The sequence below is a fragment of the Streptomyces griseobrunneus genome (assembly GCF_046713465.1).
GTDB lineage: Bacteria > Actinomycetota > Actinomycetes > Streptomycetales > Streptomycetaceae > Streptomyces > Streptomyces microflavus.
Genome location: NZ_CP177080.1, coordinates 5,947,079 through 5,973,250, shown reverse-complemented (window position 1 = coordinate 5,973,250; position 26,172 = coordinate 5,947,079). Strand labels below are relative to the sequence as shown.

The following is a 26,172-nucleotide window of genomic DNA, read 5'->3' as shown; positions in this document are numbered from 1 at the left end:
TGGTCCCATGGTGGACATGGAACGAATCGACGTGAACCCCAGGAACGGCGGAAACGCCGTCGAGGTACGGGGGCTGGTCAAGCACTACGGCGAGACCAAGGCACTGGACGGCGTGGACCTCGACGTCCGCGAAGGCACCGTCCTCGGCGTGCTCGGCCCCAACGGCGCCGGCAAGACCACCCTCGTACGCTGCCTCTCCACGCTGATCACCCCCGACGCCGGACACGCGGTCGTCGCGGGCTTCGACGTGGTGAAGCAGCCCCGCGAGCTGCGCCGCCGGATAGGTCTGACCGGGCAGTACGCCTCGGTCGACGAGAAGCTCTCCGGCTGGGAGAACCTCTACATGATCGGGCGGCTGCTCGATCTGCCCCGCAAGCAGGCGCGGGCCCGGGCGGACGAGCTGCTGGAGCGGTTCTCGCTCACCGATGCGGCCAAGCGTGCCTGCATGGAGTACTCCGGAGGGATGCGCCGCCGGCTCGACCTGGCCGCCTCGATGATCGGCAGCCCGTCCGTGCTCTACCTGGACGAGCCGACGACCGGGCTCGACCCCCGGACCCGTAACGAGGTCTGGGACGAGGTGCAGCGAATGGTCGCGGAGGGCGCGACCGTGCTGCTGACCACCCAGTACATGGAGGAGGCCGAACAGCTAGCCAAGGAGCTGACGGTGATCGACAAGGGGAAGATCATCGCGCGGGGCGGGGTCGACGAGCTCAAGGCCAAGGTCGGCGGCCGCACCCTGCACATCCGGCCCTCGGACCCGGCGGAGCTGGCCGCGATGGCCCAGGCGATCCGGGAGGCCGGACTCGACGGGGTCGCCGGGGCGCAGGCCGTGCCGGACGAGGGGCTGCTGTACGTGCCCATCCTCAGCGACGAGCAGCTGACCGCCGTCATCGGGCTGCTGGGCGTCCGGGGCTTCTCCCTCGCCCATGTCGCCACCGCCCTGCCCAGCCTGGACGAGGTCTTCCTCGCGATCACCGGCGACAAGGCCTCCACCTTCTCCGACGCCGCTCCCCAGGAGGTCGCCGCATGAGCAGCACCACGACAACCCTGCCCCCCGCCCCCGCCGGCTCCGCGGGCCCCGCGCCGTCGAAGGCGGCGGTGGCCGAGGAGGGCCGGATCGGGCTGCGTGCCAACCTGCGCCACATCGGGGCCCTGGTCCGGCGCAATCTGCTCCAGATCAAGAAGGACCCGGAGTCGATGTTCGACGTCCTTCTGATGCCGATCGTCTTCATCGTGCTCTTCGTGTACGTCTTCGGCGGCTCGGTCGGCGCCAGCCTCGGCGGTGACCGGCAGTCCTATGTGAACTACCTGGTGCCCGGGCTGATGGCGATGATGGGCATGAACATCGCCATGGCCGTCGGCACCGGCGTCAACGACGACTTCCGCAAGGGGGTCATGGACCGGTTCCGGACGATGCCGATCGCCCGTTCCTCGGTGCTCATCGCCAAGATCGTGGTCGAGCTGGGCCGGCTGATGGTCGCCACGCTCATCCTGCTCGCCATGGGGTTCGCCCTCGGCATGGAGCTGAACGGCTCGGTGTTCGGGCTCCTCGGAGCGGTCGCACTGGCCGCCACGTTCGGCGCCTCCATCATGTGGATCTTCATCCTGCTCGGGCTGACCATGAAGACGGCCCAGGCCGTTCAGGGGACGGCGATGCTCGTGCTGATGCCTCTGCAGTTCGGTTCCTCGATCTTCGCGCCGACGCAGACCATGCCGGGCTGGCTCCAGGCGTTCACCGACTACAACCCGCTCTCCAACCTCGCGGACGCGGCGCGCGGCCTCATGCAGGGCGACCCGGTCGGCAACTCGGTCTGGTGGACGCTCGCCTGGGCCGCCGGGATCACGGTGGTGATGGCGCCGCTGGCCGTCGCCAAGTTCCGCAAGAAGGCCTGAGCGCCGCCGGACACCGCAGGTGTCACCGGTACGCGCCCGCCAGGGCGGTGGCCTCCTCGATCGTGAGGCCGCCGCCCTCTTCGTACGCCGCCGTGTACGCCTCGTCGCCGATGCGGGCGCGTACGGCCTCCTCGGCCTCGGCGAGGGCCTGGCGCTCCAGGGCGGTCGGTACGTGTTCGGGGGGCAGGAGCGCCGCCTGGAGGCCGAGGAGCCGGGCGGCGGTCTCCGGGGCTCCGGCGCCGTCGAGTCCGGCGAGCGCCCGGGCCATGGTCATCAGCTGCATGGACGCCATGTACGGGGCCATCATCGCCGAGAGCCGGTCCTGGGAGCGGCCGAGCGCGGCCAGGGCGGTGTCGAGCGCGGAGGCGTGGGCACCGTCGAGGTTGTCCAGCCAGGCCAGCACCCCGAGCACGAACCCGTCGAAGACACCGACCGTACGGGAGCTGAACTCCTTGCGCAGCAGCACCAGTTGCTCGCGCGCCTCGGCGAGGCGGCCCTGGCGTCCGAGCAGGAAGCCCAGGTGCAGCCGGGCGGTCGGCACCGCCTCGTGGCCCGCGAACCGGCCGCCGTCGACGATCTCCCGCAGGATGGCCTCGGCCTCGTCGAACCGGTCGAGTTCGGTGAGGACCCCCGCGTACCGCGCGCGCAACACCGCCACCTGGGCGCGGGCGCCGAGCGCCCGGGCGTACTCGATCGAGGCCAGGTAGTCCTCGGTGGCGGCGGTGAGACGGCCAGCCCGCTCGTTGGCCTCGCCCCGGGAGGAGAGCGATTCGGCGGCTCCCCAGTCGTCGCCGAGCCGGGCGAAGATCTCCAGGCTCTCGTCGGCGTCGGCCAGCGCCTCGCCCGCCCAGTCGGGCCGGCTGGCGAGGATCTTGGCGCGCATCTCCAGCGCGGCGCCCAGCTCCCACTCGTAGCCGAAGTCCCGGGAGGCCCGGACCGTCTCGTCCATCAGCGCGCGGAGTTCGTCGACCTCACCGGTGAGCAGGATCGAGAACATCCAGAGCGAACCGGGCGTACGGCAGGTCTGCGGCTGCCCGGCCCGGTAGGTGCGGCTGATGACGCGCAGCCGCTCCTGCCCCTCGGGGGTCATCCACTCGTCCATCGCGTGGTCCATGCTGACCAGCTGGATCAGGCCCACCCCGCGCCGCGCCTCCGCCACCTGCTCCGGCTCCCACGGCGGCGGCCGGTCGGTGGTCCGCTCCAGCAGGGAGGGGGCCCGGACGCCGGGCGGGGCGAAGGGGTCGGGGCCGAGGGCGGCCACCGCCTCGGCCCACTGGCGGGCGTCGGCGTTCAGGTCGCGCATCATCCAGTACCAGGACAGCGAGAGCACCAGGCAGAGCCCCTCCTGCTCCTCCCCGGCGGCGACGGCGTGGCGGAGCGCGGTGCGCAGGTTCTCGTACTCGCGCCGGAACAGCTCGATGGCCTCCCGCTGGCCGGCCCCGCGCAGCTTCGGCCCGGTGGTGCGGGCGAACTCCCGGTAGTGGACCAGGTGGCGCCGCTCGACGGCGTCCCGCTCGCCCGCCTCGGCCAGCCGCTCGGCCGCGTACTCGCCGACGGTCTCCAGCAGCCGGTAGCGCATCTCGGCGTCCTCGCCGGGCGCGGCGACGACGAGCGACTTGTCGACCAGGGAGCCGAGCAGCGCGGCGACGTCGAGGGGGCCGACGGCCACCCCGTCGGCCGGGGCGGGCAGGGCGCAGACCTCCTCGGCGGCGGCGATCCCGCAGCCGCCCGCGAAGACGGAGAGGCGGCGCAGTACGGCCCGTTCGGCTCCGTCCAGCAGTTCCCAGGACCAGTCGACGACCGCGCGCAGCGTCTGCTGGCGGGGCAGCACGGTCCGGCTGCCGCTGGTGAGCAGGCGGAAGCGGTCGTCCAGCCGGTCGGCGATCTGGCGCGGGGTGAGCATCCGCAGCCGGGCGGCGGCCAGTTCGATGGCGAGCGGCAGCCCGTCGAGCCGGCGGCAGATCTCGGCGCAGGCGGCCGCGGTCCCCTCGTCGGTGTCGGTGCGGAACCCCGGGCGGGCGGCGGCCCCGCGCTCGGCGAGCAGTCTCAGGGCCATCGGGTCGGGCAGCGGTTCGACGGGGCGGACGAACTCGCCCGGTACGCCGAGGGGTTCGCGGCTGGTCGCGAGGACGGTGAGCTGCGGGCAGTGGGTGAGCAGATGGTCGGCGAGGGCGGCCGCCGCGTCGACGACATGCTCGCAGTTGTCCAGCAGGAGGAGCATGCGGCGCCGGGAGCAGTACTCGGTGAGCCGTACGAGGGGGTCGCCCGCGCCGTGTTCGGTGAAGGCCCGCAGCTCCTCGGCGCCGGCCCCGCGCAGCACGGTGTCCCGGGCGCCGACCGCGCTCAGGACGGCCTCGGGCACGGCGGCCGGGTCGTCCACGGGGGCCAGCTCCGCCAGCCAGACCCCGTCGGGCCAGGCGCCGGCGACGGCCTCCGCGGTCTCCTGCGACAGCCGGGTCTTGCCCGCGCCGCCGGGGCCGAGGAGGGTGACGAGCCGGGTGCGGGTGAGGTCCTCGCGCAGGGCCGCGATGTCGGGGTCGCGGCCGACGAAGCTGGTGAGCCGGGCGCGGAGGTTGCCGGACGCGGGTTGGGAGAGCTGCGGCGAGGAGGTCGGGGGCGGCGGGCGGGTGGGCTGCTTCCGGGGTACGGGGATCTCCCCGGGGGCCTGTTCGGGGTGCGGGGCGGGCGGCTGCGGGGCGGGCGCGGCTTCCTGGTGGAGGAGCTCTCCGTACAGGCCGCGCAGTTCGGGCCCGGGGTCGGTGCCGAGGCGTTCGGAGAGTACGGTGCGGACCTCGTCGTACGCCGCCAGCGCCTCGGCCGTGCGTCCGGCGTCCCGCAGGGCCCTGATGCGCAGGGCCTGGAGCGGTTCGTCGAGCGGGTGGGCGGCGCAGAGCGCGGCCAGCTCCCACAGGGCCTCGTCCGCCCGCCCGAGGAGACGCAGCGCGTCGAGCCTGGCCCGCCGGGCGCCGAGCCTGCGGGACTCCAGGCGGGAGGCGGGCGCCGTGCGGTCGGGGAGGTCGGCGAGCGGCGGCCCGCCCCAGAGCGCCAGGGCCTCGTCGAGGACGGGGACGGCCTTGACCGCGTCACCCTCCTCCAGGGCCCGGCTCCCCTCCCCCGCCAGCCGCTCGAAACGGTGCAGGTCCACGGCGTCCGGCGCGGCGGCGAGCCGGTAGCCGTTCTCCACCGACTCGACGGCGCTGCGGCCCAGCGCCCGCCGCAGCCGCCCGACCAGCGCCTGGAGCGCGCCGGCCGCGTCGGCGGGCGGATCGCCGTCCCACACCTCGCCGACCAGCACTCCGGCCGGGACGGTCCGCCCGGGGTGCAGCGCGAGGACGGTGAGCAGGGCGCGCAGCCGCGCCCCGCCGATGGGGACGGCCGTACCGTCGTCGCGGAGTGCCCGGGTGGTGCCGAGGATGCAGTAGCGCACGGGCCCATTGTCCGCGACGGACGGTCGCACGGTGTTGACAGGGCGGAACTCCTGCCCGGGTCGTCGTCGTTGCCGCCGTGTCGGCGTATCCACGACCGTCCCCACAGCCGTCGCCGTTCCGCCCAGCCCCAGGAGTGTGTGCCGATGACCACCGCAGCCACCCGCGAGGACCGGAGAATCAGCCCGGTCTTCCTCGGGATCGCCGCCGTCACCGCAGTCGCGGGCTGGGCCGTGTGGACGGGCTTCGCCGACGCCACCGGCTTCGCGGTCTTCCTCTTCGTCACCGGGGCGTGGATCGTCTCGCTCTGCCTCCACGAGTACGCCCACGCCCGCACGGCGCTGCACAGCGGGGACCTCTCGGTGGAGGCCAAGGGCTATCTGACGCTCAACCCGCTGAAGTACACGCACGCCCTGCTCAGCGTCGTGCTGCCGGTCCTCTTCGTGGTCATGGGCGGGATCGGCCTGCCCGGCGGCGCGGTCTACATCGAGCGGGCCCGGATCCACGGCCGGTGGAAGCACAGCCTGATCTCGGCGGCGGGCCCGCTGACGAACGTGGCGTTCGCGGTCGTGTGCACGGCCCCGTTCTGGCTGGACGCGCTCGACGGGGTCCCGCCCCCCTTCCAGTACGCGCTGGCGTTCCTGGCGATGCTCCAGGTGACGGCGGCGATCCTGAACTCGCTGCCGATCCCGGGGCTGGACGGCTACGGGGTGATCGAGCCCTGGCTGTCGTACAGGATCAGGCGCCAGGTGGAGCCGATCGCACCGTTCGGACTCATCGCGGTGTTCGCCATCCTGTGGATTCCCGGGGTGAACATCGCCTTCTTCGACGGGATCGACGCACTGCTGGGCGGTCTGGGCGTCGAAGACACCCAGCGCTACTGCGGGTACGACCTCTACCGCTTCTGGAAGGCGTTCTTCGGCGAGCAGGACCCGGGGTGCGCGGTGGAGTGAGCCGGGCGGCCGTCCTCACAAGGCTGCGGCCGCCGCCGTGTCCGTGCGGGGGCCGTCGAAGTAGACGGTGTTGCGGACCACGGTCGTACCGGCCTCCGGAGGCAGGGCCTGCCCGATCGCGGCCCAGAACGGTGGCAGCAGCGAGGACGGGTACACCCCTCCGGAGCTGGGGTTGCCCAGGATCGTGAAGATCAGGATGGTGAGCCCAGGCCGACCGTGCCGGCCACCGACTGGAGGGCGACGCCCACGGCCCCGGAGGCGAACACCACCAGGGTGCCGATGCCGACCAGCTCCCAGAACGCGCCCGGCAGGCAGTCCAGCACCGGGCCCACGATGATCGCGCCGCCGATGCCCGAGTCGAAGCCGTACGGGAGCATCGCCGTCAGCCGGACCAGGGTGCGGCGCAGGGTGGGCTTCTTGGAGCCGGCCGCCATGTTCAGGGCCGACGCGGCGAGGTAGCCGCCGATCGTCCGGCTGAGGACGAGGTAGAAGGACGACAGACCCCGCGAGTCGCCTGCCGAGGGCGCGCGGAGGTCGCGTACGAGGATCGTGCGGTTCTGCGCCCCGGCGACCTCCTGGAGGATCTCCGTGGCCGACGTGGTGGCCGACGGTCCGCCCGCCGAGGCGACGAGCAGGGTGTCGGTGCGTCGGGCGGGGTCCACGACGAGGGCGGCGTCGGTGCGCTGGTCCAGCAGCCGCGCCCGGGCCTCGGCGCGGTCCGCGACAGGAGTGACGTGGAGGGGGTCGCCGGGGAGCGCGTCGAGCCGTGCCACCAGGTCCCGCTCGACGGCGGGCGGCGCGACGAGGGTGATCGGCACTTTGTGCGGCTCGGGCGCGTGGAAGGCGCCCATGTAGGAGAGGGCGAAGCCCAGTTGGAGCAGGAGCACCCCGGGCATGACGAGCGCGGACCGGGTGGTGACGGCGTCGCGCACCTCCCCCAGGAAGCCCTGGGGCCCGTCATCCGTCCGTGCGGTCGATACGGATCCGTACCCGTCGTCCCTCGCGTCTGCCACGCGGTCCTCCCGCGTCGGCCTCGCCACGGCCGTGGCGAGGCCGTCACATGGTCGGCCCCGGACGGCGTCCGGTCTCCGGGGCGCGCCCACGGGGGAGGGCCCTCGACCCGAACGGCTCAGGGTCCAGGAGGGGTGGCGCGGGGAGGGTTCAGCCGGCCTCGGCGGCCGCGTCCATGCGCTGCTTGCGCACGTAGAACCAGACCATGTTCGACGAGAGCCCCGCGATCAGCACCCAGATGATCCCGAGCAGGCTGCCCTGGACGAAGGAGACCACGGCCGCCGCGACGGCGAGGACGCAGACGACGAGGGCGTAGAGAGCGAGGCGGGGCATGGGGGGCGGCTCCTGTCGGGGAACGGTCTCGGTCCCGTCCAGTGTCCCCCATGCCCCGTTGTGCCCCGCCTCTGGCCCGGGCCCGGTCCGAAAGGATCAGACGTCGGTGGTGCGCAGTCCGGCGTGGGCCTTGTAGCGGCGGTTGACCGAGATCAGGTTGGCGACCAGCGACTCGACCTGGTGGGCGTTGCGGAGCCGGCCCGCGAAGATGCCGCGCATCCCGGGGATCCGGCCCGCCAGCGCCTGCACGATGTCCGTGTCGGCCCGCGCCTCGCCCAGGACCAGCACGTCGGTGTCGATCTCCTCGATGGACTCGTCCTGGAGCAGCACCGCCGAGAGGTGGTGGAAGGCCGCGGTGACCCGCGAGTCCGGCAGCAGGGCGGCGGCCTGCTCGGCGGCGCTGCCCTCCTCCGGCTTGAGGGCGTAGGCACCCTTCTTGTCGAAGCCGAGCGGGTTGACGCAGTCGATGACGAGCTTGCCGACGAGCTCCTCGCGCAGGGACTCCAGGGTCTTGGCGTGGCCGTCCCACGGCACGGCGACGATCACGATGTCGCTGCGGCGGGCGCACTCCGCGTTGTCCGCGCCCTCGACTCCGTGGCCGAGCTCGGCGGCCGCCTCGGCGGCCCGTCCGGCGTCCCGGGAGCCGAGGGTGACCCGCTGCCCGGCGCGGGCGAGCCGGTAGGCGAGGCCGCGCCCCTGCGGGCCGGTGCCGCCGAGTACGCCGACGCTCAGGGCGGAGACGTCGGGGAGGTCCCAGGGGTCCTTGGCGGGGGGCTTGGGCGCGCTGCCGCTGTCCTGTGTAGTCATGGGCCGACCCTACTGCCAGGTAGTGCCCGGAATCCCGCCCCGAGGGCCTGCGATCTGCCTCACCGTAAGGCCGGCGCACGGCCACCCCACGAGCCTCCGTAGGGTCCTCCGTTCGGGTGAGCCGGAGGCCGAGGGGCACCGCCGGGCGGGGTGCGGGGGCAGGATGCCGGGCCATGGATGCCGTACGTGTCGCCCTGCTCCGTGACGTACTGGCCGGGACCCGGTGGCCGGACTCCGCCCGCCGGTTCGCGCTGGCGCTGCGCTCGTCCGTCGTACCGCAGGGGGGCGGGCTCCTGCTCGTGGGGACCGAGACGTACGAGCCGTGGCATCTGGCGGCCCACCTGGCCGACGAGTCCACCTGGTCCGGGCTCCCGGAGCTGACGCCCACGCTGGTGCGGCACCGGGTGGCGGCGGGTGATCCGGCGCATCTGGCGGTCGGGCTCGGCCGGATCGAGGCGGCGGGGCGGGGCCAGACCGTGCTGCTGGTCGCGCCGGAGCGGCCGGACGGCGGGCTGCTGGAGCGGGTGCACGACGCCCGGCGGGCCGGGGCGCGGGTGCTCGCCCTGGACGGCGGTGACCCGGAGGTCGGCGGGCTGGCGCACGAGTCGCTGGTGGTGGCGGAGGACGACGAGGTGGACCTGGACATCGTGCAGCACCTGGTGAGCGCGGCGGCCGGGGAGAACAGCAGGCCGGTGGCGCGCGGCGGCCACACCTTCCGGGACCGGCTCTCCCGCCTCGCCGACCGGCTGACGGAGCCGCCGCCGGGGCGGTGGTGAGGGCGTGTGAAAGCGGCCTGCGGAAAAATCGGTTTGCCTGGAGCGTCCCGTAGTACCGATCATGGCCCTTCGTGACCGAAGCTCCCCCTGCCTCCCCGCCTCCGTCCCGGCTCCGTGCCCTGCTGCCGGACCTCTCCCCGTGGCGGTCCTCGCCCGACTTCCGGCTGCTGTGGATCCAGGGGCTGATCACGTACTTCGGCAGCTTCATGGCCCTCATCGCGCTGCCGCTCCAGATCAAGCACCTCACCGGATCGCCGCTCGCGGTCGGGGCGATGGGGGCGGTGGAGCTGGTACCGCTGGTGGTCTTCGGGCTGTACGGCGGGGCGCTCGCCGACTCCGTGGACCGGCGCCGGGTCATCCTGCTCACCGAGGCGGGGCTGGGCGTGCTCGCCGCCATCCTGCTGGTGAACGCGCTGCTGCCGGAGCCGCTGCTGTGGCCGCTGTACGTGGTGGCCGGCGGGGTCGCCGCGCTGGCCGGGCTCCAGCGACCCGCGCTGGACTCCCTGATGGCCCGGATCGTGCCGCACGCCCAGCAGACGGCGGCGGCCGCGCTGAACTCGCTGCGCTGGCAGATCGGGGCGATCGCGGGCCCGGCGCTGGCCGGTGTGGTGGTGGCGTACGCCGGTCACGGCACGGCGTACGCGGTGACGGTGTGCACGTTCGCCGCCTCCGTCGTGCTCTGTCTGCGGCTGGCCCCGGCACCGCCCGCCCGGGACGCGCGGAAGCCGTCGCTGCGCGGGATCGTGGAGGGGGCCCGGTACGCCTGGAGCCGGCCGGTGCTGCTGGGGACGTACGCGATCGACCTGGCGGCGATGTTCTTCGCCTTCCCGAACACGATCTTCCCGTTCCTGGCGGACGAGCTGGACGCGGAGTGGTCGCTGGGGCTGATGTACGCGGCGGGCTCGGTCGGCTCGCTGGCGCTCGGGCTGACCAGCGGCTGGACGTCCCGGGTGCGCAGGCACGGGCTGTTCGTGGTGTTCGGGGCGGCGGTCTGGGGGCTGGCGATCGCGGCGGCGGGCTGGTTCTCCAGCGTGTGGGTGGTGCTGCTCTGCCTGGGTGTGGCCGGGGCGGGCGACATGCTGAGCGGGCTGGGGCGCTCGACCATCTGGAACCAGACCATTCCGGAGGAGCTGCGGGGCCGGCTGGCGGGCATCGAGGTGCTCTCGTACAGCGTGGGACCGCAGCTGGGTCAGGTGCGGGCCGGGGCGATGGCGGGCTGGACCGGGACCCGGTCGGCGATCTGGACGGGCGGGGTGGCGTGCGTGGCCTCGGTGGCGCTGCTGACGGCGGCGCTGCCGAAGCTGGTGCGGTACGACTCGGAGACGGATGAGGACGCGGTGCGGAGGCGGGAGGCCCGGGTGGAGGGGTGACCCGGGGCTCCGCCCCGTACCCCGCTCCTCAAACGCCGGAGGGGCTGGGGTGCGGCCTCAAGCGCCGGCGAGGCTGGAAGAGGTCCTCAATCGCCGGACGGGCTTGATTTGCCCTTGTCCTCGTCGTGCCACTTGGGGTCCGTGTCCCACTCCAGGTTCCGGTCGCGGGCCGTGTCCATCGCGTGCTGGGCCGCCTCGCGGGAGGTGTAGGGGCCGAAGCGGTTCTGGGCAGGGCACTCCGGGCCCTCCTCGACCTTCTTGTGCTCCAGGCAGTAGTACCATTCGCCCGGTTTGCCGACCGTGCGCTTCTTGAACAGGGCCATCGACGGCTCCTTTCCTTATCGCCATGGTGCCCCGGAGCCGCTGGTTAGACTCGCTGGCATGTCTGGCCAGTCGCTTCTCGTACCAGGGGAGATCACTCCCGTCCGTTCCGTACCCGGAAACATCCGGCGCCCCGAGTATGTGGGGAAGCCGGCTCCGACGCCGTACACCGGCCCGGAGATCCAGGACTCCGACACCGTGGAGCGGATGCGCATCGCGGGCCGCATCGCGGCGCAGGCGATGGAGGAGGCCGCCAAGCACATCGCCCCGGGCGTCACCACGGACGAACTCGACCGGGTCGCGCACGAGTTCATGATCGACCATGGCGCGTACCCCTCCACGCTCGGCTACCGGGGCTTCCCGAAGTCGCTGTGCAGCTCGCTCAACGAGGTCATCTGCCACGGCATCCCCGACTCCACCGTGCTGCGCGACGGGGACATCGTGAACCTGGATGTCACCGCCTACATCAACGGCGTGCACGGCGACAACAACGCCACCTACCTCTGCGGTGACGTGGACGAGGAGTCGCGGCTGCTCGTCGAACGCACCCGGGAGTCGCTGAACCGGGCCATCAAGGCGGTCCGGCCCGGACGGCAGATCAACGTCATCGGCCGGGTCATCGAGTCGTACGCGAAGCGGTTCGGGTACGGGGTGGTGCGCGACTTCACCGGGCACGGGATCAACTCCTCGTTCCACTCCGGTCTGATCGTCCCGCACTACGACAGCCCGCAGGCGACCACCGTGATGCAGCCGGGCATGACGTTCACCATCGAGCCGATGCTGACGCTGGGCACCCACGAGTACGACCTGTGGGAGGACGGCTGGACCGTGGTGACGAAGGACCGCAAGCGGACCGCGCAGTTCGAGCACACGCTGGTGGTCACGGAGACCGGCGCGGAGATCCTCACCCTGCCGTAATCACCCCAAAATTTCCTTTACCGCCCACCGCGGGCCCTCCGGGGGTATTTTTTACCGACAAGCAGTCGGGAACCAGTTGACTTAGGTAAACCTAAGTAGGAGGATCGGGCATACCTGCATGCGCCGCCGCAGCGTCGCGGCGGTCGCCTGCCGGTATTTCCGTCTGTTTCTGGACTTCCCGTCCCCCTCGGTCCCCGGAGGCCCGCCTTGGACGCAACCGCCACCGTCACTCCCTTCTCGACGCTCATCCGCACCGCGTCGCACGAGCAGCACACCGAGGCCGAGACCTCGACCTTCATGGGTGACCTGCTCGGCGGGCGGCTGGGTGTCGATGCGTACACGCGCTACACCGAGCAGCTGTGGTTCGTCTACCGGGCGCTGGAGGAGGGCGCGGAGGCCCTGCGGAACGACCCGGTCGCCGGGCCCTTCATACAGCCCGAGCTGATGCGCTCCACGGAGCTGGAGCGCGACCTGGCGCATCTGCGCGGGGAGAACTGGCGCGAGGGTCTGGAGCCGCTGCCGGCCACCGCCGCGTACGCCGCCCGGGTCACCGAGTGCGCGCGCACCTGGCCCGCCGGCTACATCGCGCACCACTACACCCGTTACCTCGGCGACCTCTCGGGCGGCCAGATCATCCGCGACAAGGCGGAGAAGACCTGGGGCTTCGAGCGCAAGGGCGACGGCGTGCGGTTCTACGTCTTCGAGGAGATCGGCAACCCGGCCGCCTTCAAGCGGGGCTACCGCGAGCTGCTGGACGCGGTGAACGCGGACGACCTGGAGAAGCAGCGGATCGTCGAGGAGTGCAAGCGCGCCTTCGCGCTGAACACCGCGGTCTTCCGGGAGCTGGGCGAGGTGTTCCCGCTCAGCGCGTAGCCGTTGCTGCAGCGCCTACCGCCGTCCGGGGCTCAGCCCCGGGCGGCCATCAGGACGCGGCCCCCCACCTCCACCGTGCCGTCCGGCGCCGGTGCTGTGAGGATCTGGGAGCCGCGTCCTTGCGTGATGTTCAGGGCCCTGCCGAGCCGCGCGCTCAGCAGCATGGCCGCCGCGCCCGTCGCCTCGTCCTCGACGATGCCCTCGCCGCGTCGCGGGAAGGCCCGTGCGCGCACCCGCCCGGCGGCCTCGTCCTCCCATGCCCAGGCGTAGAGCCGGCCCTCTCCGGGCGGCGGTCCCGGCAGCGCCTCCACCTCGTCCGCCGTGGCGTACTGCTGGAGCGTGCGCGGCGGGGCCCACTCGGGGCGTGCGGTGATCCAGGTGAACTCCCCGTCCTGGCGGGCGAAGACGTCCCCGACGGCCAGTTCCAGGATCTCCAGGTCCAGCAGCCAGGCGGCACCGACCAGCGGGTGCCCGGCGAACGGCAGGCGCAGCCCCGGGGTGTGGATGTCCACCCGGCCGCGCTCCGGGTCGTCGACGAACACGGTCTCGCTGAAGCCCAGTTGCCGGGCCAGCCGCTGCCGGGAGGCCTCGTCGGGATGGCTGCTCCCGTCGCGTACGACGCCGAGGGCGTTGCCGTGGCGTCCGTCGGGGCCGCAGAAGACCCGCAGGACGTCTATGCCCCTGGGTACGTCGTAGTGGTTCACGTGCGCATTCAAGCACCACCCGGGAACGGCCGCAGGACCGTACCTGCCGGTACGGCCCTGCGGGTGGTGCGGAGTTGATCAGGCGGTGGCGATACGGCGACGGCGCGCCGCGATGACGATGCCGGCGCCGGCCGCCACGGCGAGGCCCGAGGCGCCGATCAGGGCGCCGGTCGGGACGTCGGAGCCGGTGGCCGCCAGGGCGCCGGAGCCGCCGACCGAACCGCCGGTGGCCGAACCGCCGACCGTGCCGCCGCCGGTGGTGGAACCGCCGGTGGTGGAGCCGCCCGTGGAGCCCGAGCCGCCGGTGGAGCCGGAGCCGCCCGTCGAACCGCCCGGAGGCAGCGTGGCGTCCTTGTCGAGCGAGACCGCGGTGTTCAGGGCGTCGAGCTCCTCGCCCTTCTTGTACATGCCGCTGAACGCCTTGGAGCCGTCCTCGGTGAGTGTCGCCGGGATGCCCTTGAGGTTCACGACGCCTTCCTTGGCGGCGAGCGCACCGGCGGGCACCTTCAGGTCGGCGAAGGCCAGGCCGGTGTAGGTGTTGACCTTGCCGGAGGCGCGGTCCTTGGTGGAGACGTCGGCGACGAGCTTGCCGGCGGTGCCCTGGACGTCGACCTTCAGGTTGCTGAGGGAGAGGTCGAGCTCGTACCCGCCGCCGGTCTCGTGGCCCAGGAAGCGCACCTTGCCCTTGAACTGTGCGGTGAGCGTGTTCTTCTCGGCGTCGAGGCGGCCGGTGGCCTTGGTGAAGCGGTAGCCGTCGGCGTTGGCCGTGGCGCCGTCGCTCGTCTCGACCTTGCCGTGCGCGATCGGGCCGACGACGTACGAGCGGAAGGACTTCTTGAGGCCCCAGTCGAGGGTGCCGTCGACGACCGGGCCGCTGACCGGCTTGGCGGTCTCGGTGGGGGTCGGCTCGACGGGGGGCTTCACCGGCGGGTCGACCGGGGGCTTCACGGGCGGGTCGACCGGGGGGTCGACGGGCGGGTCGACCGGCGGGTCGACGGGCGGCGTGGCCTGCTTGACGGCCAGCGTGGCCGGGTCGGCCGCCATGCCTTCGGTGTAACGGCCGAAGACCGCGCCACCCTCCTTGGTGAAGGCGGTCGGGATGTCCGCGTACTTCATACCCTCGGCACCGTTGGAGGGATCGACACCGTTGAGGTCGAGCGTGACCATCGCCAGGTCGTCGCTGACCACGGCCTCCTTGCCCGGGGACTTGGTGGTGACGTCGACGGTGATCTTCCCGCTCTTGCCGACCGTGACGACCTTGAAGTCGGACAGCTTGATGTCCAGGGCCCCGCCGTGCGCCTCGTAGTGCACGCTGCCCTTGAAGGCGGACGTCACGCCGTGGTTGCCGAGGTTGTACTCCCCCTTGACCAGGGGGAACTTGTACGTGCCGTCCGCGTTCCGGGTGACGCCGTCGGCCAGGGTGGCGGTGCCCTTGACCTTGCCGATCATGTCGCGGAAGCCCTGGTAGACACCCCAGTCCAGGGCGCCCGACTCCAGCTGGAAGATCGGCGCGGCGGGGGCGTCGGCTGCCGGCTTGGCGGCCGGACCGTCGGCCGCGAAGGCCGGGAGGGCGAAGGTCGCGCCCAGGGCGGCGGCCGTGGCGACGGCTGCGGCAAGGGCTATGGGGCGGCGAGTTGCTGCCATGTGGGTGGGTCTCCTGGGGAAACGGGGGAGGGAGGGAGGCGTGGGGGGAGGGGGCGAGGAACCATAAAGCGCGCATGGGGGACGTCAGGAGGCCTGGGGGGCGTCGGAGCCCGCGGAGGTGGCGTCGGCGTCGGGACCCTGCCCGGCCCTGCGGCGGCGGAGGGCGAAGAACGCTCCGGCCGCGGCGAGCAGCAGCACACCGCCGCCGATCGCGGCGTACGTGCCGGCGCCCGGGCCGGAGTCCGATGCGGCGGCGATCGGCGCGGCGGAGGGCTCGGCCGAGGCCTTCGCCGTGGGCTCGGCGGCGGCCGTCGGCTCACTGCCGAGGTCGGGCAGCGCGGGCAGCTGGGCCTTGTCGTCGACGGCGACGGCGAGCGAGACCGGGTCCATCTCGGTGCCCGCCCTGTACATGGAGCCGAACGCCTTGGAGCCGTCCTCGGTGAGGGTGGCGGGCGCCTCGGTCAGGACGGCGAGGCCCTCCTCGGGCGCGAAGTCCTTGGCGGCGAAGGTGATCAGGGGGACGTCCTCGCGGGTGGTGCCCGCGCTCGTGACGTCCGCCGACAGGGTGCCCTCGCCCTTGGCCACGGCGACCGTGACGCCGGCGAACTTCAGGTCGAGGTCGTGCGCGCCGGTGAAGTGGATGCTGCCGTCGAAGCCGGCGTCCAGGGTCTGCTTCTTCGCGTCGTACGTGCCCTTGCCCTGGGCGAAGCGGAAGAGCGCCCCGCCGTCCTCGGCACCGTCGGCGAGCGTCCACTTGCCCTGGCCGATGGAGCCGGTGACGTACTCGCGGAAGGTGCGGCGGACACCCCAGTCGACGGCGGCGGCCTCGAAGCGGCCCGCCTTCTCCTTCTCGGCCTTCTTCTTCGCGTCCTCGTCCTTCTTCTCGGACGGGGCCGGCTTCGGCTCGGCGGCGCCCTTGGTATCCACGGAGAGGCTGATCGGGTCGAGCGGCGTACCGGCGGTGTAGTAGCCGGCGAAGGCGGAGGCGCCCTGCGAGGTCAGCGTCGTGGGGACGTTGCTGAGGGCGATGGGGGTGGAGCCGCCCTTCATGTTGATCCCGCCGAGGGCGAGCGTGGCGAGCGGCACCTGGGAGCGGTTGGTGACCTTGCCGGTGCCCCGCTGCTTGCTGACCATGTCGGCGAAGAGCGTGCCGGCGCCACCGCCGATCTTGATGGTGGGGCGGCTGATGACGAGGTCCAGCTCGTTGGTTCCGTCGGCCTTCTTGTGGCCGGTGAAGTGCACCCCGCCGGAGAAGCCGGAGCTGAAGGCGCCGGTCGCCGGGTCGTAGGAACCGTTGGCGGAGTGGAAGCGGAACTGGCTGCCGCCGACCGTGGCTGCGCCACCGGTCAGGTTCCAACTGCCCTGGGCGATGGGGCCGGTGACGTAACTCTGGAAGGAGGACTTGATCCCCCAGTCCAGCCGTCCGCCCTGCACCGTGCGGCTGGCCGCTTGCGCGGCGGTGGCGGGGAGCATCGCTCCCAGCAGCACCGCGAGGAGCGCGACGGCGAGCGCGCGGGCGGATCTGGACGGCAGCATGAGGGACCCCTCCGAGGGCTGATTGTGAAGGTAAGGCTAACCTAAGGTATTCCCAGCCTGTGCCGGAACCCCTCCGGCACCTCCACACCATCGACACATACGTCACACCTGAACCACCCGTCGAACCACCGACGAACCACCCGCCGAACCACCCATCGCACGCCGCGGAACGACAGGACGGTGCCCAGTGCGCATCTCGCAGGACTTCGCCCCCACCAGCCCGGACACCGGACGGGCGGCCTTCGGCCGTCGCCCGGTCCGCGGCCGGGCGGGCGCCGCCCTCACTGCCGCGGTGGCCCTCGCCCTCCTCCTGACGGGGTGCGGCGGAGGTGACGGTTCCGCGCCGAAGGCCGCCAGGAGCTCCGCCGACGCGGACCGGGTCGAGCCGCTGGCCGCCGCGCCCGCGCCGAAGCTGCCGGTGACGGTGGACTCGGCGGACGGCAAGAAGGTCACGATCGGCTCCACCGACCGGATCGTGCCGCTGACCGGATCGCTGAGCGAGATCGTCTTCACCCTCGGCTTCGGCAAGCAGGTCGTCGCCCGGGACATCACCGCCACCTTCGAACAGGCCGAGAAGCTCCCGGTGGTGACCCGCGCCCACGACGTCTCGGCGGAGAGCGTGCTCTCGCTGAAGCCGACCGTCGTCCTCGCGGACACCACGACCGGACCGGCCGAGGCGATCCACCAGATCCGCGACGCGGGTATCCCGCTGGTCGTCGTCGAGCCCGCCAAGGGGCTGGACGACGTCGGCCGCCGTATCGACACGGTCGCCGAGGTGCTCGGCGTACCGGCCGCGGGCACGGAGCTGAAGAAGCGCACCGAGTCCCGGATCGCCGCGGTGCAGAAGACCATCCCGGACCACGCCGACGGCAAGAAGCCCCGGGTGGCCTTCCTCTATCTGCGCGGTTCGGCCTCCGTCTATCTGCTGGGCGGCGCGGAGTCGGGGGCGAGTTCGCTGCTGGAGGCGGCGGGCGCGGTCGACGCCGGCAAGACGTCCGGGCTGGACAAGGACTTCACCGCCATCACCAGCGAGGCGCTCGCCAAGGCCGCGCCCGACGCGATCCTCCTGATGAGCAAGGGGCTCGACTCGGTGGGCGGTACGGACGGTCTGGTGAAGATTCCCGGCATCGCGGAGACGCCCGCCGGGATGGACCGCCGGGTCGTCTCCATCGACGACGGCGTGCTGCTGAACTACGGCCCGCGCACCGACCGGGTGCTCGCCGAGATCGTCGAGCAGCTCTACCCGAAGGGCGGCAAGGGCCAGTGACCACCTCGTACGAGGAACGCACCGGGGAGCCGCTCTCCAAGGAAGCCCCCGACGGCACCGCCGACGCGAAGGCCGCCCCCAAGTCCCCGCGCAGCAAAGCCTTCGTGCTCACGGTGGGGCTCTCCCTCGCCCTGCTCGCCGGCTGTCTGCTCTCGGCCGCCGTCGGCGCGTACTCCATCCCCATCGGGGACGTCCTGGCCTCCGTCCAGCACCGGATCGGGATCGGCGGCCAGCCGCTGGACCGGGTCGGCGAGAGCGTCCTGTGGAACGTCCGGCTCCCCCGCGTCGTCCTCGCGCTGCTCGTCGGCGCCTCCCTCGGCTGCGCGGGCGCCCTGATGCAGGGCGTGTTCGGCAACCCGCTGGCCGAGCCCGGAGTGATCGGGATCTCGGCGGGTGCGGCGGTCGGCGCGGTCGCCTCGATCGCGCTGGGGCTGACCTTCTTCGGCAACTGGACCATCACGGTCTTCGCGTTCATCTCCGGACTCGCCACCGTGCTGCTCGTCTACACGCTCTCGCGCTCCGGCGGCCGGACCGAAGTGGTGACGCTGATCCTCACCGGTATCGCCGTCAACGCCTTCGCGGGCGCGCTGATCGGGCTGTTCATCTTCTTCGCGGACAACGCGCAGATCACGCAGATCACCTTCTGGCAGCTCGGTTCGCTCTCCCAGGCCACCTGGCCCAAGGTGCTGGCCGTACTCCCCTGCGCACTGGCCGGGCTGCTCATCGCCCCGTTCTACGCCCGCAAGCTGGACCTGCTGGCCCTCGGTGAACGGCCCGCCCGTCACCTGGGCGTGGACGTCGAGCGGCTGAGGATCCTGCTGGTCCTGGTCGTGGCGCTGCTGACGGCCGCCGCGGTCGCCGTCGCCGGGATCATCTCGTTCGTCGGGCTGCTCGTCCCGCACCTGCTGCGGATGGCGAACGGCCCCGGCCACCGCTTCCTCATCCCCGGGAGCGCGCTCGGCGGCGCCCTGGTACTGGTGGCCGGCGACCTCGCGGCCCGGACCGTGGCCGCCCCCGCCGAGCTGCCGCTCGGGGTGCTCACCGCGCTCTTCGGCAGCCCGTTCTTCTTCTGGCTGCTGCGCAGGACCCGTCGTAAGCAAGGTGGTTGGGCATGAGGACCCTGAGAGAACTGTTCGCGGTACGCACCCGGGAGCTGCCCTCGCCCGTCGCCCCCGGCTCCCCCGCCGTCGAGGCCGTGGGGCTCTCGGTCCGGCTGGGGCAGCGGCAGGTGCTGGACTCCATCGGCCTGGCCGCACACGCGGGCGAGGTGGTGGCGCTGGTCGGGCCCAACGGGGCCGGCAAGTCGACGCTCCTGGCCGCGCTCGCCGCCGATCTGGCCCCGGGGAGCGGCGAGGTGCTGATCAGCGGCCGCCCGGCCACCGCCTGGACCGCGCCCGAACTGGCCCTGCGCCGCTCGGTGCTGCCGCAGTCCGCCGTGCTCTCCTTCCCGTTCCCGGTGGAGGACGTCGTACGGATGGGGCGGGCGCCCTGGGCCGGTACGGAGCTGGAGGACGAGGGCGACACGGCGGTGGCCGCGGCGATGGCGGCCACCGAGGTGACCCGGTTCGCCGGCCGCCCGTTCTCCGAACTCTCGGGCGGTGAGCGGGCCCGGGTGGCGCTGGCCCGGGTGCTGGCGCAGCGGGCCCCGCTGATGCTGCTGGACGAGCCGACGGCCGCACTGGACCTGCGCCACCAGGAGCTGGTGCTGCGGATCTGCCGGGAGCGGGCCGCCGCCGGGGACGCCGTGGTGGTGGTCCTGCACGATCTGGGGCTCGCCGCGGCGTACGCGGACCGGGTGGCCGTGCTGCGCGAGGGGCGGATCGCGGTGGTGGGGCCGCCGCAGGAGATCTTCGACGGGCAGCTGCTCGGCGAGGTGTACCGGCAGCCGGTGGAGGTGTTCCCGCATCCGCGTACGGGGACGCCGCTGGTCGTCCCCGTACGCCCCTGAGCCCGAAGTCCCGGGGTCCAGGTCACGTTGTGGGCGCTGTATCCGGTCCGCGCCCGCACGCCGTTCGCCGCCCGGTAGGGTTTCGACGGTCAGTGCGGGCGACGGATCAGAAGGCGCAGAGCAACGGATGACGAGAGGCCTCAGGGTGAGTCGGCTGACGGCGGGGCTCGCGGCGGCGACAGTGCTGTGCCTGACGGCGAGCGGCTGTGTGACGGTCCACGGTGAGCTGGAAGTGCTGCCGGGGGCGACGGAGTCCGAGGCCGCCCAGGCCCTGAAGGACTTCACCGCCGCCTACAACGCGGCGGACAAGGCGTACGATCCGGCGCTGGACGCGGACCGGGTGACGGGGTCGCTCGGGGCGATCAACCAGGCCGGGCTGAAGGCGCGGCAGACGTACAGCCCGGGCGGCAACAAGGCCCACAAGCCGCTGGAGTTGACGGACGCCACCTACATCATTCCGAAGAAGGCGGGCTGGCCGCGCTGGTTCCTGGCGGACACCGACTCCAACCGGGACGAGGACGGCGGGAAGCTGGACAACCGCTGGCTGGTGGTGTTCGTACGGAGCGGTCCCGACGCGCTGTGGAAGGCGTCCTATCTCGGGGTCGTCGCGCCGTCCCAGGTGCCGGAGTTCACCCTGGACAAGGACGGGCTCGCCACGCCGGTGGAGCCGCAGAACGGTGAACTGACCGTGTCTCCTGCCGACTTGAGCATCGCTTACACCGAGTACCTGCAGAAGGGCACCCCGGATGTGTTCGCCCCGGGCACGTCGACCTCGGTGTGGCGCGAGACGCGCCGCACGACCCGGCGGGCCGGGTTCTCCTACCAGTACATCGACCAGCCGCTGACCGGCGGCGGGTTCGGGCCGCTCGGGCTGCGCACCGAGGACGGCGGCGCGCTGGTCTTCTTCAGCAGCAAGCACTTCGAGCGGCAGGTCACGGCGAAGGGGCTGAAGCCGGAGGTCAACGCGGATGTGAAGGCGCTGATGACCGGCGAGGTGACCAACAGCCTGACCAAGGAGCGGGTCTCCAGCCAGCTGGCCCATGTGCCCGCGCGCGGGCAGGCGTCCGAATCCGGCGGCAGGGTGCGGGTGCTGAACCGGCTGCCGGGTCTGATCGCGGCCAAGGGCGAGTAGGAGGAGGGGGAGGGACCCGGATCCCGGGCCCTCCCCCTCTCGTAACAGCTCGGCGGATCAGCGGCTCAGGGGCCAGGCGATCGAGTCGTGGTCCAGCTCGCTCTGCTCGGCGCTGCCCGCGTACCGCGCGCAGGCTTCGGTGAGCGTCTCCAGCAGGGTCAGCGGGTCGGGCAGCTCGTGCTCGGGTCCCCGCACCCAGTGGACGTCGAGCTCACCGGGGAGCCGGGCGGGGGGCAGGAGTACGTAGCTGCCGCGGCAGTGCCAGCGCAGCCCCGGATGGGCGTCCATGGTCTCGGGGTGGCAGTCCAGCTCGCAGGGCCACCACTCGTCCTCGTCCTCGGGGGTGCCCCGGGTGGCGGTGAAGAAGAGCATCCGGTCCTCGCCGGACTGGGCGACCGGGCCGACGTCGATGCCCGCCGCGAGAAGACGCTCCAGGGCGCTGCGGCCGGCGGTGAGCGGGACGTCCAGCACATCGTGGATCATGCCGGTCGCGGTGATGAAGTTGGCCAGCGGCTGGCTGGCGGCCCAGCGCTCGATCTGGGCGTGGTCGGTGGTCGACTGCGTCTGCCAGGCGAAGGAGATGGGGTGCCGGGCGGGGGTGGGACAGCCGATGCGCTCGCACGAACATCGGTAGCCGAGGGGGTGGGCGGCGGGGGCGATGGGCATGCCCGCGTCGGCGACCGCCAGGAGCAGCTCCACCCGGGCCGTCCCTTCGGCCTCGGCGCCCGGTGATTTGGGACGTCGCCGCAGCCACTGGGAGATCCTGCTCTCTGTGCCGCGGAAACGGCCGGAATCGGCGCCCATCTATCCCCTCACCTCAGCATTTCACCTCAGCGTTGCCTGTCCATCGTCGCACCATCCTGCGGTTGTGGTGGCCAGAGTTCACCAGCGGGGCCGTGTACCACTGCACCGAGTGAGCACCATCACGCCCGATGTCACCACATAACGGATACGGATCAAGGTCGCGGGGCCAGCCCGCCGAGGGCGTAGTCCACGATCGCGTCGGCGTACGCATGGGTGAGCGGGAGGGTCCTGAGCAGCCAGCGGTGGGTCAGTGGCGCGATCAGGAGCTCCAGGGCGATCCGGGGATCGACGTCGGGGCTCAGCTGCCCGGCCTCCTGGGCGGCCCGCAGCCGTGTGACATACAACGCGAGCTGCGGGTCGAGCAGCTTCTCCACGAACTCGGCACCCAGTTTCGCGTCGACGATGCCCTCGGCGGTCAGCGCCCGGGTGGGGGCCTCCATCAGCGGATCGTTCAGCTCGTCGACGGTGGCGCGGAGGACGAGCTTGAGGTCGGCGGCCAGGTCACCGGTGTCGGGGATGCCGTATTCGGCGCCGCCCGCCTGCGGGCCCGCCTCCTCGGCGGCCCGGGTGGCCAGGTCCAGGAAGGCCTCCATCAGGACGGCCGCCTTCGAGGGCCACCAGCGGTAGATCGTCTGCTTGCCGACCCCGGCGCGGGCGGCGATACCCTCGATCGTCGTGCGCCGGTAGCCGGTCTCGCCGACGAGGGCGAGGGCGGCGTCGTAGATGGCCCGGCGGGAGCGGTCGCTGCGGCGGCTGGAGTCGGGTGCCTTGTGGGGTGCCATGCGGCCAATCTAGCGCCGGACGAGCCGATACGTATCGTCTTGCCGGATTCGTCACGGAGCCGGATTCGTCACGAAGCATGCTCCGTCGTGCATCGTGATCACGGGCCGCCAGGTGGTCGCGGTAGGACGATCCGGTGAACCACCCGATCGGTCCACTGCGGATCCGGCCCGCACGGCGCACCATGGGCTCACGCACAGACCGTGCGCATCCCACCGTTCCGCGGCCCTGCCGCCGTTCGCGAGGAGCCCCAGTTGAACCGTGACGCCACCCCTCGTCGCTACCTGATGTGCGCCCCGACGCACTTCCGGGTCACCTACTCCATCAACCCGTGGATGGACCCGTCCAAGCCCGTCGACCTGCCGCTGGCCCAGACCCAGTGGGAGGACCTGCGGGACCGCTACCGCTCCCTCGGCCACACCGTCGAGCTGCTCACCCCCCGCCCGGACCTGCCGGACATGGTCTTCGCGGCCAACGGTGCCACGGTGATCGGCGGGCGGGTGCTCGGCGCCCTGTTCGCCTACCGCGAGCGGTTCGAGGAGGCCGAGGCCCACCGGGACTGGTTCCGCGGGCACGGCTTCACCGACATCCGGGAGCCGGACCACGTCAACGAGGGCGAGGGGGACTTCGCGGTCACCGCCTCCTACCTGCTGGCCGGGCGCGGCTTCCGCTCCAGCCCGCTCTCGCACGACGAGGCGCAGGAGTTCTTCGGGCTGCCGGTCATCGGGCTCGATCTGGTGGACCCGCGCTACTACCACCTGGACACGGCACTGTGCGTGCTGGACGCGGCGGCCGACGAGATCATGTACTACCCGGACGCCTTCTCCCCCGGCAGCCGGGCCGTGCTGCGCCGGCTCTTCCCGGACGCGCTGCTCGCCCGGGAGGCGGACGCGGCGGCGTTCGGCCTCAACTCGGTGAGCGACGGCCGCCATGTACTGCTGCCCCAGGCGGCGACGGGACTGCTCGACCCGCTGCGGGACCGGGGCTTCGAGCCGGTCCCGATGGACCTGGGTGAACTGCTCAAGGGCGGCGGCAGCGTGAAGTGCTGCACACAGGAGCTGCGGGGCTGATCTGGTCAGCCGGTGCCCTCCGGCGGCCAGGGGTCGCCCCAGGCGATGTCCCTGGCCGCCCGGTACAGCTCACCGTGGCGCTTGGTGACCGTGGAGCGGGCCAGGCCCTCGTCGCGGGTGCAGAGCTCCAGCAGCACCTGGCCCTTGCGGATCTGCGGCCTGCGGGTGATCCGGGCGGGGGCCGGGGTGGCGGGGAAACGGGTGGCGACGACGTAACTGAACTTCTCGTCCTCGTGGCTGAGCGAGCCGCCCTTGACCTGGCGGTGCAGCGAGGAGCGGCTGACCCGGGCCGAGAAGTGGCACCAGTCGGTGCCGGGCTCGATCGGGCAGGCCTCGCTGTGCGGGCAGGGGGCCGCGATCCGCAGGCCGGCGGCGATCAGCCGGTCCCGGGCCTCGATGATCCGCGCGTACCCGTCGGGGGTGCCGGGCTCCACGATCACCACGGCCTGCCCGGCCCCGGCGGCCGCGTCGACCAGTTCGGTCCTGGCCTGCGCGGTCAGCTCCTTGAGTACGTAGCTGACCGTGACCAGGTCCGCCGGTGCCAGCTCCAGCGCCGCGCCGATCCGGGCCCGCTCCCAGCGGGCCTCCCGCAGCCCCGGCACCCCGGACGCCTCGGCCAGTTCCCGGCCGAGGGCGAGGGCGGGCTCGGCCCAGTCCAGGACGGTCATCGCCGGGCCCTCCCAGGCCCCGGCCACCGCCCAGCTCGCCGCGCCCGTGCCGCCGCCGACGTCGGTGTGGGTGGCGGGCGCCCAGTCCGGCGCGGCCTCGACGAGGGCGTCGAGTGCGGACCGTACGGCCTCGAAGGTGGCGGGCATCCGGTACGCGGCGTACGCGACGACGTCGGAGCGGTCCCGCAGGATCGGGGCGCCGGTCGGGGTCTCCCCTCGGTAGCTGGCGATCAGCCGGTCGACGGCCTGCGTGGCCTGCTTCGGCGGCAGCCCGTCGAGCAGCCCGGCCAGGGCCGCGCGCAGGGACTGGGCGGTGGGGAGGGTGACGTTCACCGCCGAATTGTAGGCGGAGGGGAACCCGTGGGCGCATTCCGCTTGGCCCGGGCGGGAAGGGGTACGGGGTTCCTGCGGCAGAGACCTCGTAACCGGTCCGGAACGGGATTTCCGCGAACTCCACGCGGCCGGAGGGCGGTTGCTACGCTGACCCGCGCGAGATTCGGCACGAGGCGCAAAGCTCAAAGGCGCAAACGCACCAGGCACCAGGCACCAGGCACCAGGCACCAGGCACCAGCACGAGATCAGGTTCGGTCCACCGGGGGATCCATGAGACAGAAGGTCGTGCGGCTGGTCCTGGTCGGCGGGGTGGTCTTCCTCGCCCTGCTCCTCCTCCTGGCGACCTGCGGCGGCAGCCCGGACGGCGGGGGCGGCAAGGGTGACGGCGCCGCCCCGGTCCCGGCGAAGCGGGTGATGCCGAGCGCCGGTCCGGTGACCCGGCTCACCGTTCCGCCGCAGTACACCACCGACCGGGGCTGGGAGATCATCGGCTCCTCCCCCGAGGTCGCCGTCTCCCACGCGACGGGCCGGCTCGCCTACCTGGAGCGGTCGAACGGCAACCGCTACCGGCTGCGCACCGTCGACACCGCCACCGGGAAGCTCGGCTGGCGCGGGCAGGCCTGGCGGCCGCCGGACCCGCTGCACTACCCGAAGCTCGCCACGGTCACCTCCAACGACCGGCAGTACTTCGTGACCTGGTCGTACGGGAAGGTCGGCGACGGGATGACCCCGGCGTCCACCTTCGTATCGCTCGACATGTACGACGTGACGGACGGGTCCCGGCAGCGCGTCGAGGTCCCGTGGTCCGGCGCCCCGAACGTCAGCACCAGCGGCCCGGAGATCGTGATCAGCGACGGCAAGGCCAACAGCACGCTGGTCGACCCGGTCACGGGCACGGTCTCCGAGCTGAGCGCGGACGAGCTGAAGTACCCGAAGGGCTGCCCGGCCTGCAAGCAGCTCACCGAGGTGTACGGGCAGACCGCAGCGGGGCTGCTCGTCGGCGGGGCACGGGAGTTCTGGGTGCGCGGCGGCTGGTTCAGCCGGAACGTGGCGCCCAAGGGCACCGACAAGGGCAGCGGTGTGGTGACGTCGGTGGCCGCGGACCGGGTGCTGGCGAAGTGGGCCCTGGCGAAGAAGGCGCGGCGGGCGGCGACCCACGAGCTGTGGACGGTGCACGACGCGGCGACCGGCAGGCCGCTGGTGTCGGTGGAGTGCCACCGCCCCGCCATAAAGCCGGGGCTCTACCCGCAGGCGGTCCTCTCCCCTTCGGGCGACCATCTGATCGCCGGGAACCTGGCGTTCGACCTGGCGGCCGGGGAGGGCCACTGCTTCGAGGCGGAGGACGGCTCCAGCCATCTGACGCTGGCCACGGTGACGGACGACGGCATCGCGTACGGGGCCGAGAACGTGCGCGACGCCTCGGAGGCGCTCGCCGGGGGCGGGCTGCCGGTCGCGATGGACTTCGGGACCTGGACCACCGACCAGCTGTCGCGCAACGCCCGGCTGCCGGGGACGGAGTCGACCGGGGTCGGGGTGTTCCGCTGGACGGACCGGCAGGAGCGGACGCATCTGATCGGCTACCCCCGTACCGACTGAGGCTCCGGGA

At 72.6% G+C, this 26,172-nt stretch carries 23 protein-coding genes and 1 pseudogene; 13 read left to right on the top strand and 11 right to left on the bottom strand.

Features of this window, described 5'->3' with window-relative positions; translation table 11 throughout:
- Positions 1 to 7: 7 nt before the first annotated feature.
- Positions 8 to 1,030, top strand: coding sequence for an ATP-binding cassette domain-containing protein (locus tag ACK8N7_RS27215; protein WP_403208665.1), 1,023 nt, complete (start codon positions 8 to 10; stop codon positions 1,028 to 1,030).
- On the top strand, positions 1,027 to 1,893 hold the full coding sequence (locus ACK8N7_RS27210) for an ABC transporter permease (protein ID WP_403208664.1): 867 nt from the start codon (positions 1,027 to 1,029) through the stop codon (positions 1,891 to 1,893). Before ACK8N7_RS27215 ends, ACK8N7_RS27210 begins: the two co-directional genes overlap by 4 nt.
- A 22-nt stretch (positions 1,894 to 1,915) precedes the next feature.
- Here the strand turns inward: ACK8N7_RS27210 and ACK8N7_RS27205 are convergent, their stop codons facing one another.
- Positions 1,916 to 5,320, bottom strand: coding sequence for an AfsR/SARP family transcriptional regulator (locus ACK8N7_RS27205; protein ID WP_500444394.1), 3,405 nt, complete (start codon positions 5,318 to 5,320; stop codon positions 1,916 to 1,918).
- A gap of 144 nt (positions 5,321 to 5,464) precedes the next feature.
- Between ACK8N7_RS27205 and ACK8N7_RS27200 the strand changes: the two genes are divergently transcribed.
- The gene (locus ACK8N7_RS27200) at positions 5,465 to 6,271 is read left to right on the top strand and encodes a site-2 protease family protein (RefSeq protein WP_500444393.1); all 807 of its coding nucleotides are present in this window, start codon (positions 5,465 to 5,467) and stop codon (positions 6,269 to 6,271) included.
- Between the two features lie 33 nt (positions 6,272 to 6,304).
- Here ACK8N7_RS27200 and ACK8N7_RS27195 read toward each other — a convergent pair.
- The 3 genes and pseudogenes from ACK8N7_RS27195 to npdG form a co-directional block, all read right to left on the bottom strand.
- Positions 6,305 to 7,284, bottom strand: a pseudogene (locus tag ACK8N7_RS27195) (ABC transporter permease family protein); the annotation flags it as partial.
- A 148-nt stretch (positions 7,285 to 7,432) separates the two neighbouring features.
- Positions 7,433 to 7,615, bottom strand: coding sequence for a hypothetical protein (locus ACK8N7_RS27190; RefSeq protein ID WP_403208658.1), 183 nt, complete (start codon positions 7,613 to 7,615; stop codon positions 7,433 to 7,435).
- 96 nt (positions 7,616 to 7,711) lie between these two features.
- Positions 7,712 to 8,422: an NADPH-dependent F420 reductase gene (gene npdG, locus ACK8N7_RS27185; protein ID WP_364577879.1), complete on the bottom strand. Its 711-nt coding sequence runs from the start codon at positions 8,420 to 8,422 to the stop codon at positions 7,712 to 7,714.
- 173 nt (positions 8,423 to 8,595) lie between these two features.
- On the opposite strand from npdG, the gene ACK8N7_RS27180 reads away from it, so the two are divergent.
- Positions 8,596 to 9,198: a hypothetical protein gene (locus tag ACK8N7_RS27180; protein WP_403208656.1), complete on the top strand. Its 603-nt coding sequence runs from the start codon at positions 8,596 to 8,598 to the stop codon at positions 9,196 to 9,198.
- Between the two features lie 71 nt (positions 9,199 to 9,269).
- On the top strand, positions 9,270 to 10,568 hold the full coding sequence (locus ACK8N7_RS27175; RefSeq protein WP_403208654.1) for an MFS transporter: 1,299 nt from the start codon (positions 9,270 to 9,272) through the stop codon (positions 10,566 to 10,568).
- 86 nt (positions 10,569 to 10,654) lie between these two features.
- Here the strand turns inward: ACK8N7_RS27175 and ACK8N7_RS27170 are convergent, their stop codons facing one another.
- A complete protein-coding gene (locus tag ACK8N7_RS27170; protein WP_089114972.1) occupies positions 10,655 to 10,891 on the bottom strand; it encodes a hypothetical protein in 237 nt (78 codons plus the stop codon).
- 58 nt (positions 10,892 to 10,949) lie between these two features.
- Between ACK8N7_RS27170 and map the strand changes: the two genes are divergently transcribed.
- Positions 10,950 to 11,807: a type I methionyl aminopeptidase gene (gene map / locus ACK8N7_RS27165; RefSeq protein ID WP_319340852.1), complete on the top strand. Its 858-nt coding sequence runs from the start codon at positions 10,950 to 10,952 to the stop codon at positions 11,805 to 11,807.
- Positions 11,808 to 12,014: 207 nt separating this feature from the next.
- The gene (locus ACK8N7_RS27160) at positions 12,015 to 12,680 is read left to right on the top strand and encodes a biliverdin-producing heme oxygenase (protein ID WP_015608180.1); all 666 of its coding nucleotides are present in this window, start codon (positions 12,015 to 12,017) and stop codon (positions 12,678 to 12,680) included.
- Positions 12,681 to 12,712: 32 nt separating this feature from the next.
- On the opposite strand, the gene ACK8N7_RS27155 is transcribed toward ACK8N7_RS27160, so the two are convergent.
- The 3 genes from ACK8N7_RS27155 to ACK8N7_RS27145 form a co-directional block, all read right to left on the bottom strand.
- A complete protein-coding gene (locus ACK8N7_RS27155) occupies positions 12,713 to 13,384 on the bottom strand; it encodes a PhzF family phenazine biosynthesis protein (RefSeq protein ID WP_403208650.1) in 672 nt (223 codons plus the stop codon).
- A gap of 78 nt (positions 13,385 to 13,462) precedes the next feature.
- Positions 13,463 to 15,028: an HtaA domain-containing protein gene (locus ACK8N7_RS27150; RefSeq protein WP_500444392.1), complete on the bottom strand. Its 1,566-nt coding sequence runs from the start codon at positions 15,026 to 15,028 to the stop codon at positions 13,463 to 13,465.
- Between the two features lie 84 nt (positions 15,029 to 15,112).
- Positions 15,113 to 16,564: an HtaA domain-containing protein gene (locus ACK8N7_RS27145; RefSeq protein ID WP_403208646.1), complete on the bottom strand. Its 1,452-nt coding sequence runs from the start codon at positions 16,562 to 16,564 to the stop codon at positions 15,113 to 15,115.
- 187 nt (positions 16,565 to 16,751) lie between these two features.
- On the opposite strand from ACK8N7_RS27145, the gene ACK8N7_RS27140 reads away from it, so the two are divergent.
- The 4 genes from ACK8N7_RS27140 (at position 16,752) to ACK8N7_RS27125 (ending at position 20,911) form a co-directional block, all read left to right on the top strand.
- Positions 16,752 to 17,831: a heme/hemin ABC transporter substrate-binding protein gene (locus ACK8N7_RS27140; RefSeq protein WP_500444391.1), complete on the top strand. Its 1,080-nt coding sequence runs from the start codon at positions 16,752 to 16,754 to the stop codon at positions 17,829 to 17,831.
- Positions 17,828 to 18,946 carry a FecCD family ABC transporter permease gene (locus ACK8N7_RS27135; protein WP_500444390.1) on the top strand — a complete coding sequence of 373 codons (1,119 nt, stop codon included), beginning with the start codon at positions 17,828 to 17,830 and terminating at the stop codon, positions 18,944 to 18,946. The genes ACK8N7_RS27140 and ACK8N7_RS27135 overlap by 4 nt, the downstream gene beginning before the upstream one ends.
- Positions 18,943 to 19,779 (top strand): heme ABC transporter ATP-binding protein, encoded by an 837-nt coding sequence (locus tag ACK8N7_RS27130; protein ID WP_500444389.1) that lies wholly within the window; start codon positions 18,943 to 18,945, stop codon positions 19,777 to 19,779. The genes ACK8N7_RS27135 and ACK8N7_RS27130 overlap by 4 nt, the downstream gene beginning before the upstream one ends.
- A 127-nt stretch (positions 19,780 to 19,906) precedes the next feature.
- Complete coding sequence (locus ACK8N7_RS27125; protein WP_403208638.1) at positions 19,907 to 20,911, top strand: SCO2278 family lipoprotein; 1,005 nt, start codon at positions 19,907 to 19,909, stop codon at positions 20,909 to 20,911.
- A gap of 57 nt (positions 20,912 to 20,968) precedes the next feature.
- On the opposite strand, the gene ACK8N7_RS27120 is transcribed toward ACK8N7_RS27125, so the two are convergent.
- A complete protein-coding gene (locus tag ACK8N7_RS27120; RefSeq protein WP_403208636.1) occupies positions 20,969 to 21,715 on the bottom strand; it encodes a bifunctional DNA primase/polymerase in 747 nt (248 codons plus the stop codon).
- A gap of 152 nt (positions 21,716 to 21,867) precedes the next feature.
- Positions 21,868 to 22,497 (bottom strand): TetR/AcrR family transcriptional regulator, encoded by a 630-nt coding sequence (locus tag ACK8N7_RS27115; RefSeq protein ID WP_403208634.1) that lies wholly within the window; start codon positions 22,495 to 22,497, stop codon positions 21,868 to 21,870.
- Between the two features lie 207 nt (positions 22,498 to 22,704).
- Here ACK8N7_RS27115 and ddaH point away from each other — a divergent pair, with 207 nt between their 5' ends.
- Positions 22,705 to 23,565 (top strand): dimethylargininase, encoded by an 861-nt coding sequence (gene ddaH / locus ACK8N7_RS27110; RefSeq protein ID WP_403209081.1) that lies wholly within the window; start codon positions 22,705 to 22,707, stop codon positions 23,563 to 23,565.
- Between the two features lie 5 nt (positions 23,566 to 23,570).
- Here the strand turns inward: ddaH and ACK8N7_RS27105 are convergent, their stop codons facing one another.
- Positions 23,571 to 24,566, bottom strand: coding sequence for a small ribosomal subunit Rsm22 family protein (locus ACK8N7_RS27105; protein ID WP_500444388.1), 996 nt, complete (start codon positions 24,564 to 24,566; stop codon positions 23,571 to 23,573).
- A 270-nt stretch (positions 24,567 to 24,836) separates the two neighbouring features.
- Here ACK8N7_RS27105 and ACK8N7_RS27100 point away from each other — a divergent pair, with 270 nt between their 5' ends.
- Entirely contained in the window at positions 24,837 to 26,162 is a 1,326-nt protein-coding gene (locus tag ACK8N7_RS27100) for a hypothetical protein (RefSeq protein ID WP_403208630.1), read from the top strand.
- Positions 26,163 to 26,172 lie beyond the last annotated feature (10 nt).

Excerpts from the sequence above, each read along its gene's own strand:
- ACK8N7_RS27115 (WP_403208634.1), bottom strand. The coding sequence starts at position 22,497 with ATGGCACCCCACAAGGCACCCGACTCCAGCCGCCGCAGCGACCGCTCC.
- ACK8N7_RS27145 (WP_403208646.1), bottom strand. The coding sequence starts at position 16,564 with ATGCTGCCGTCCAGATCCGCCCGCGCGCTCGCCGTCGCGCTCCTCGCG.
- npdG (WP_364577879.1), bottom strand. The coding sequence starts at position 8,422 with ATGACTACACAGGACAGCGGCAGCGCGCCCAAGCCCCCCGCCAAGGAC.
- ACK8N7_RS27120 (WP_403208636.1), bottom strand. The coding sequence starts at position 21,715 with ATGGGCGCCGATTCCGGCCGTTTCCGCGGCACAGAGAGCAGGATCTCC.
- ACK8N7_RS27100 (WP_403208630.1), top strand. The coding sequence starts at position 24,837 with ATGAGACAGAAGGTCGTGCGGCTGGTCCTGGTCGGCGGGGTGGTCTTC.
- ACK8N7_RS27180 (WP_403208656.1), top strand. The coding sequence starts at position 8,596 with ATGGATGCCGTACGTGTCGCCCTGCTCCGTGACGTACTGGCCGGGACC.
- ACK8N7_RS27130 (WP_500444389.1), top strand. The coding sequence starts at position 18,943 with ATGAGGACCCTGAGAGAACTGTTCGCGGTACGCACCCGGGAGCTGCCC.
- ACK8N7_RS27215 (WP_403208665.1), top strand. The coding sequence starts at position 8 with ATGGTGGACATGGAACGAATCGACGTGAACCCCAGGAACGGCGGAAAC.
- ACK8N7_RS27190 (WP_403208658.1), bottom strand. The coding sequence starts at position 7,615 with ATGCCCCGCCTCGCTCTCTACGCCCTCGTCGTCTGCGTCCTCGCCGTC.
- ACK8N7_RS27170 (WP_089114972.1), bottom strand. The coding sequence starts at position 10,891 with ATGGCCCTGTTCAAGAAGCGCACGGTCGGCAAACCGGGCGAATGGTAC.
- ACK8N7_RS27210 (WP_403208664.1), top strand. The coding sequence starts at position 1,027 with ATGAGCAGCACCACGACAACCCTGCCCCCCGCCCCCGCCGGCTCCGCG.
- ACK8N7_RS27150 (WP_500444392.1), bottom strand. The coding sequence starts at position 15,028 with ATGGCAGCAACTCGCCGCCCCATAGCCCTTGCCGCAGCCGTCGCCACG.
- map (WP_319340852.1), top strand. The coding sequence starts at position 10,950 with ATGTCTGGCCAGTCGCTTCTCGTACCAGGGGAGATCACTCCCGTCCGT.
- ACK8N7_RS27200 (WP_500444393.1), top strand. The coding sequence starts at position 5,465 with ATGACCACCGCAGCCACCCGCGAGGACCGGAGAATCAGCCCGGTCTTC.
- ACK8N7_RS27125 (WP_403208638.1), top strand. The coding sequence starts at position 19,907 with ATGACGAGAGGCCTCAGGGTGAGTCGGCTGACGGCGGGGCTCGCGGCG.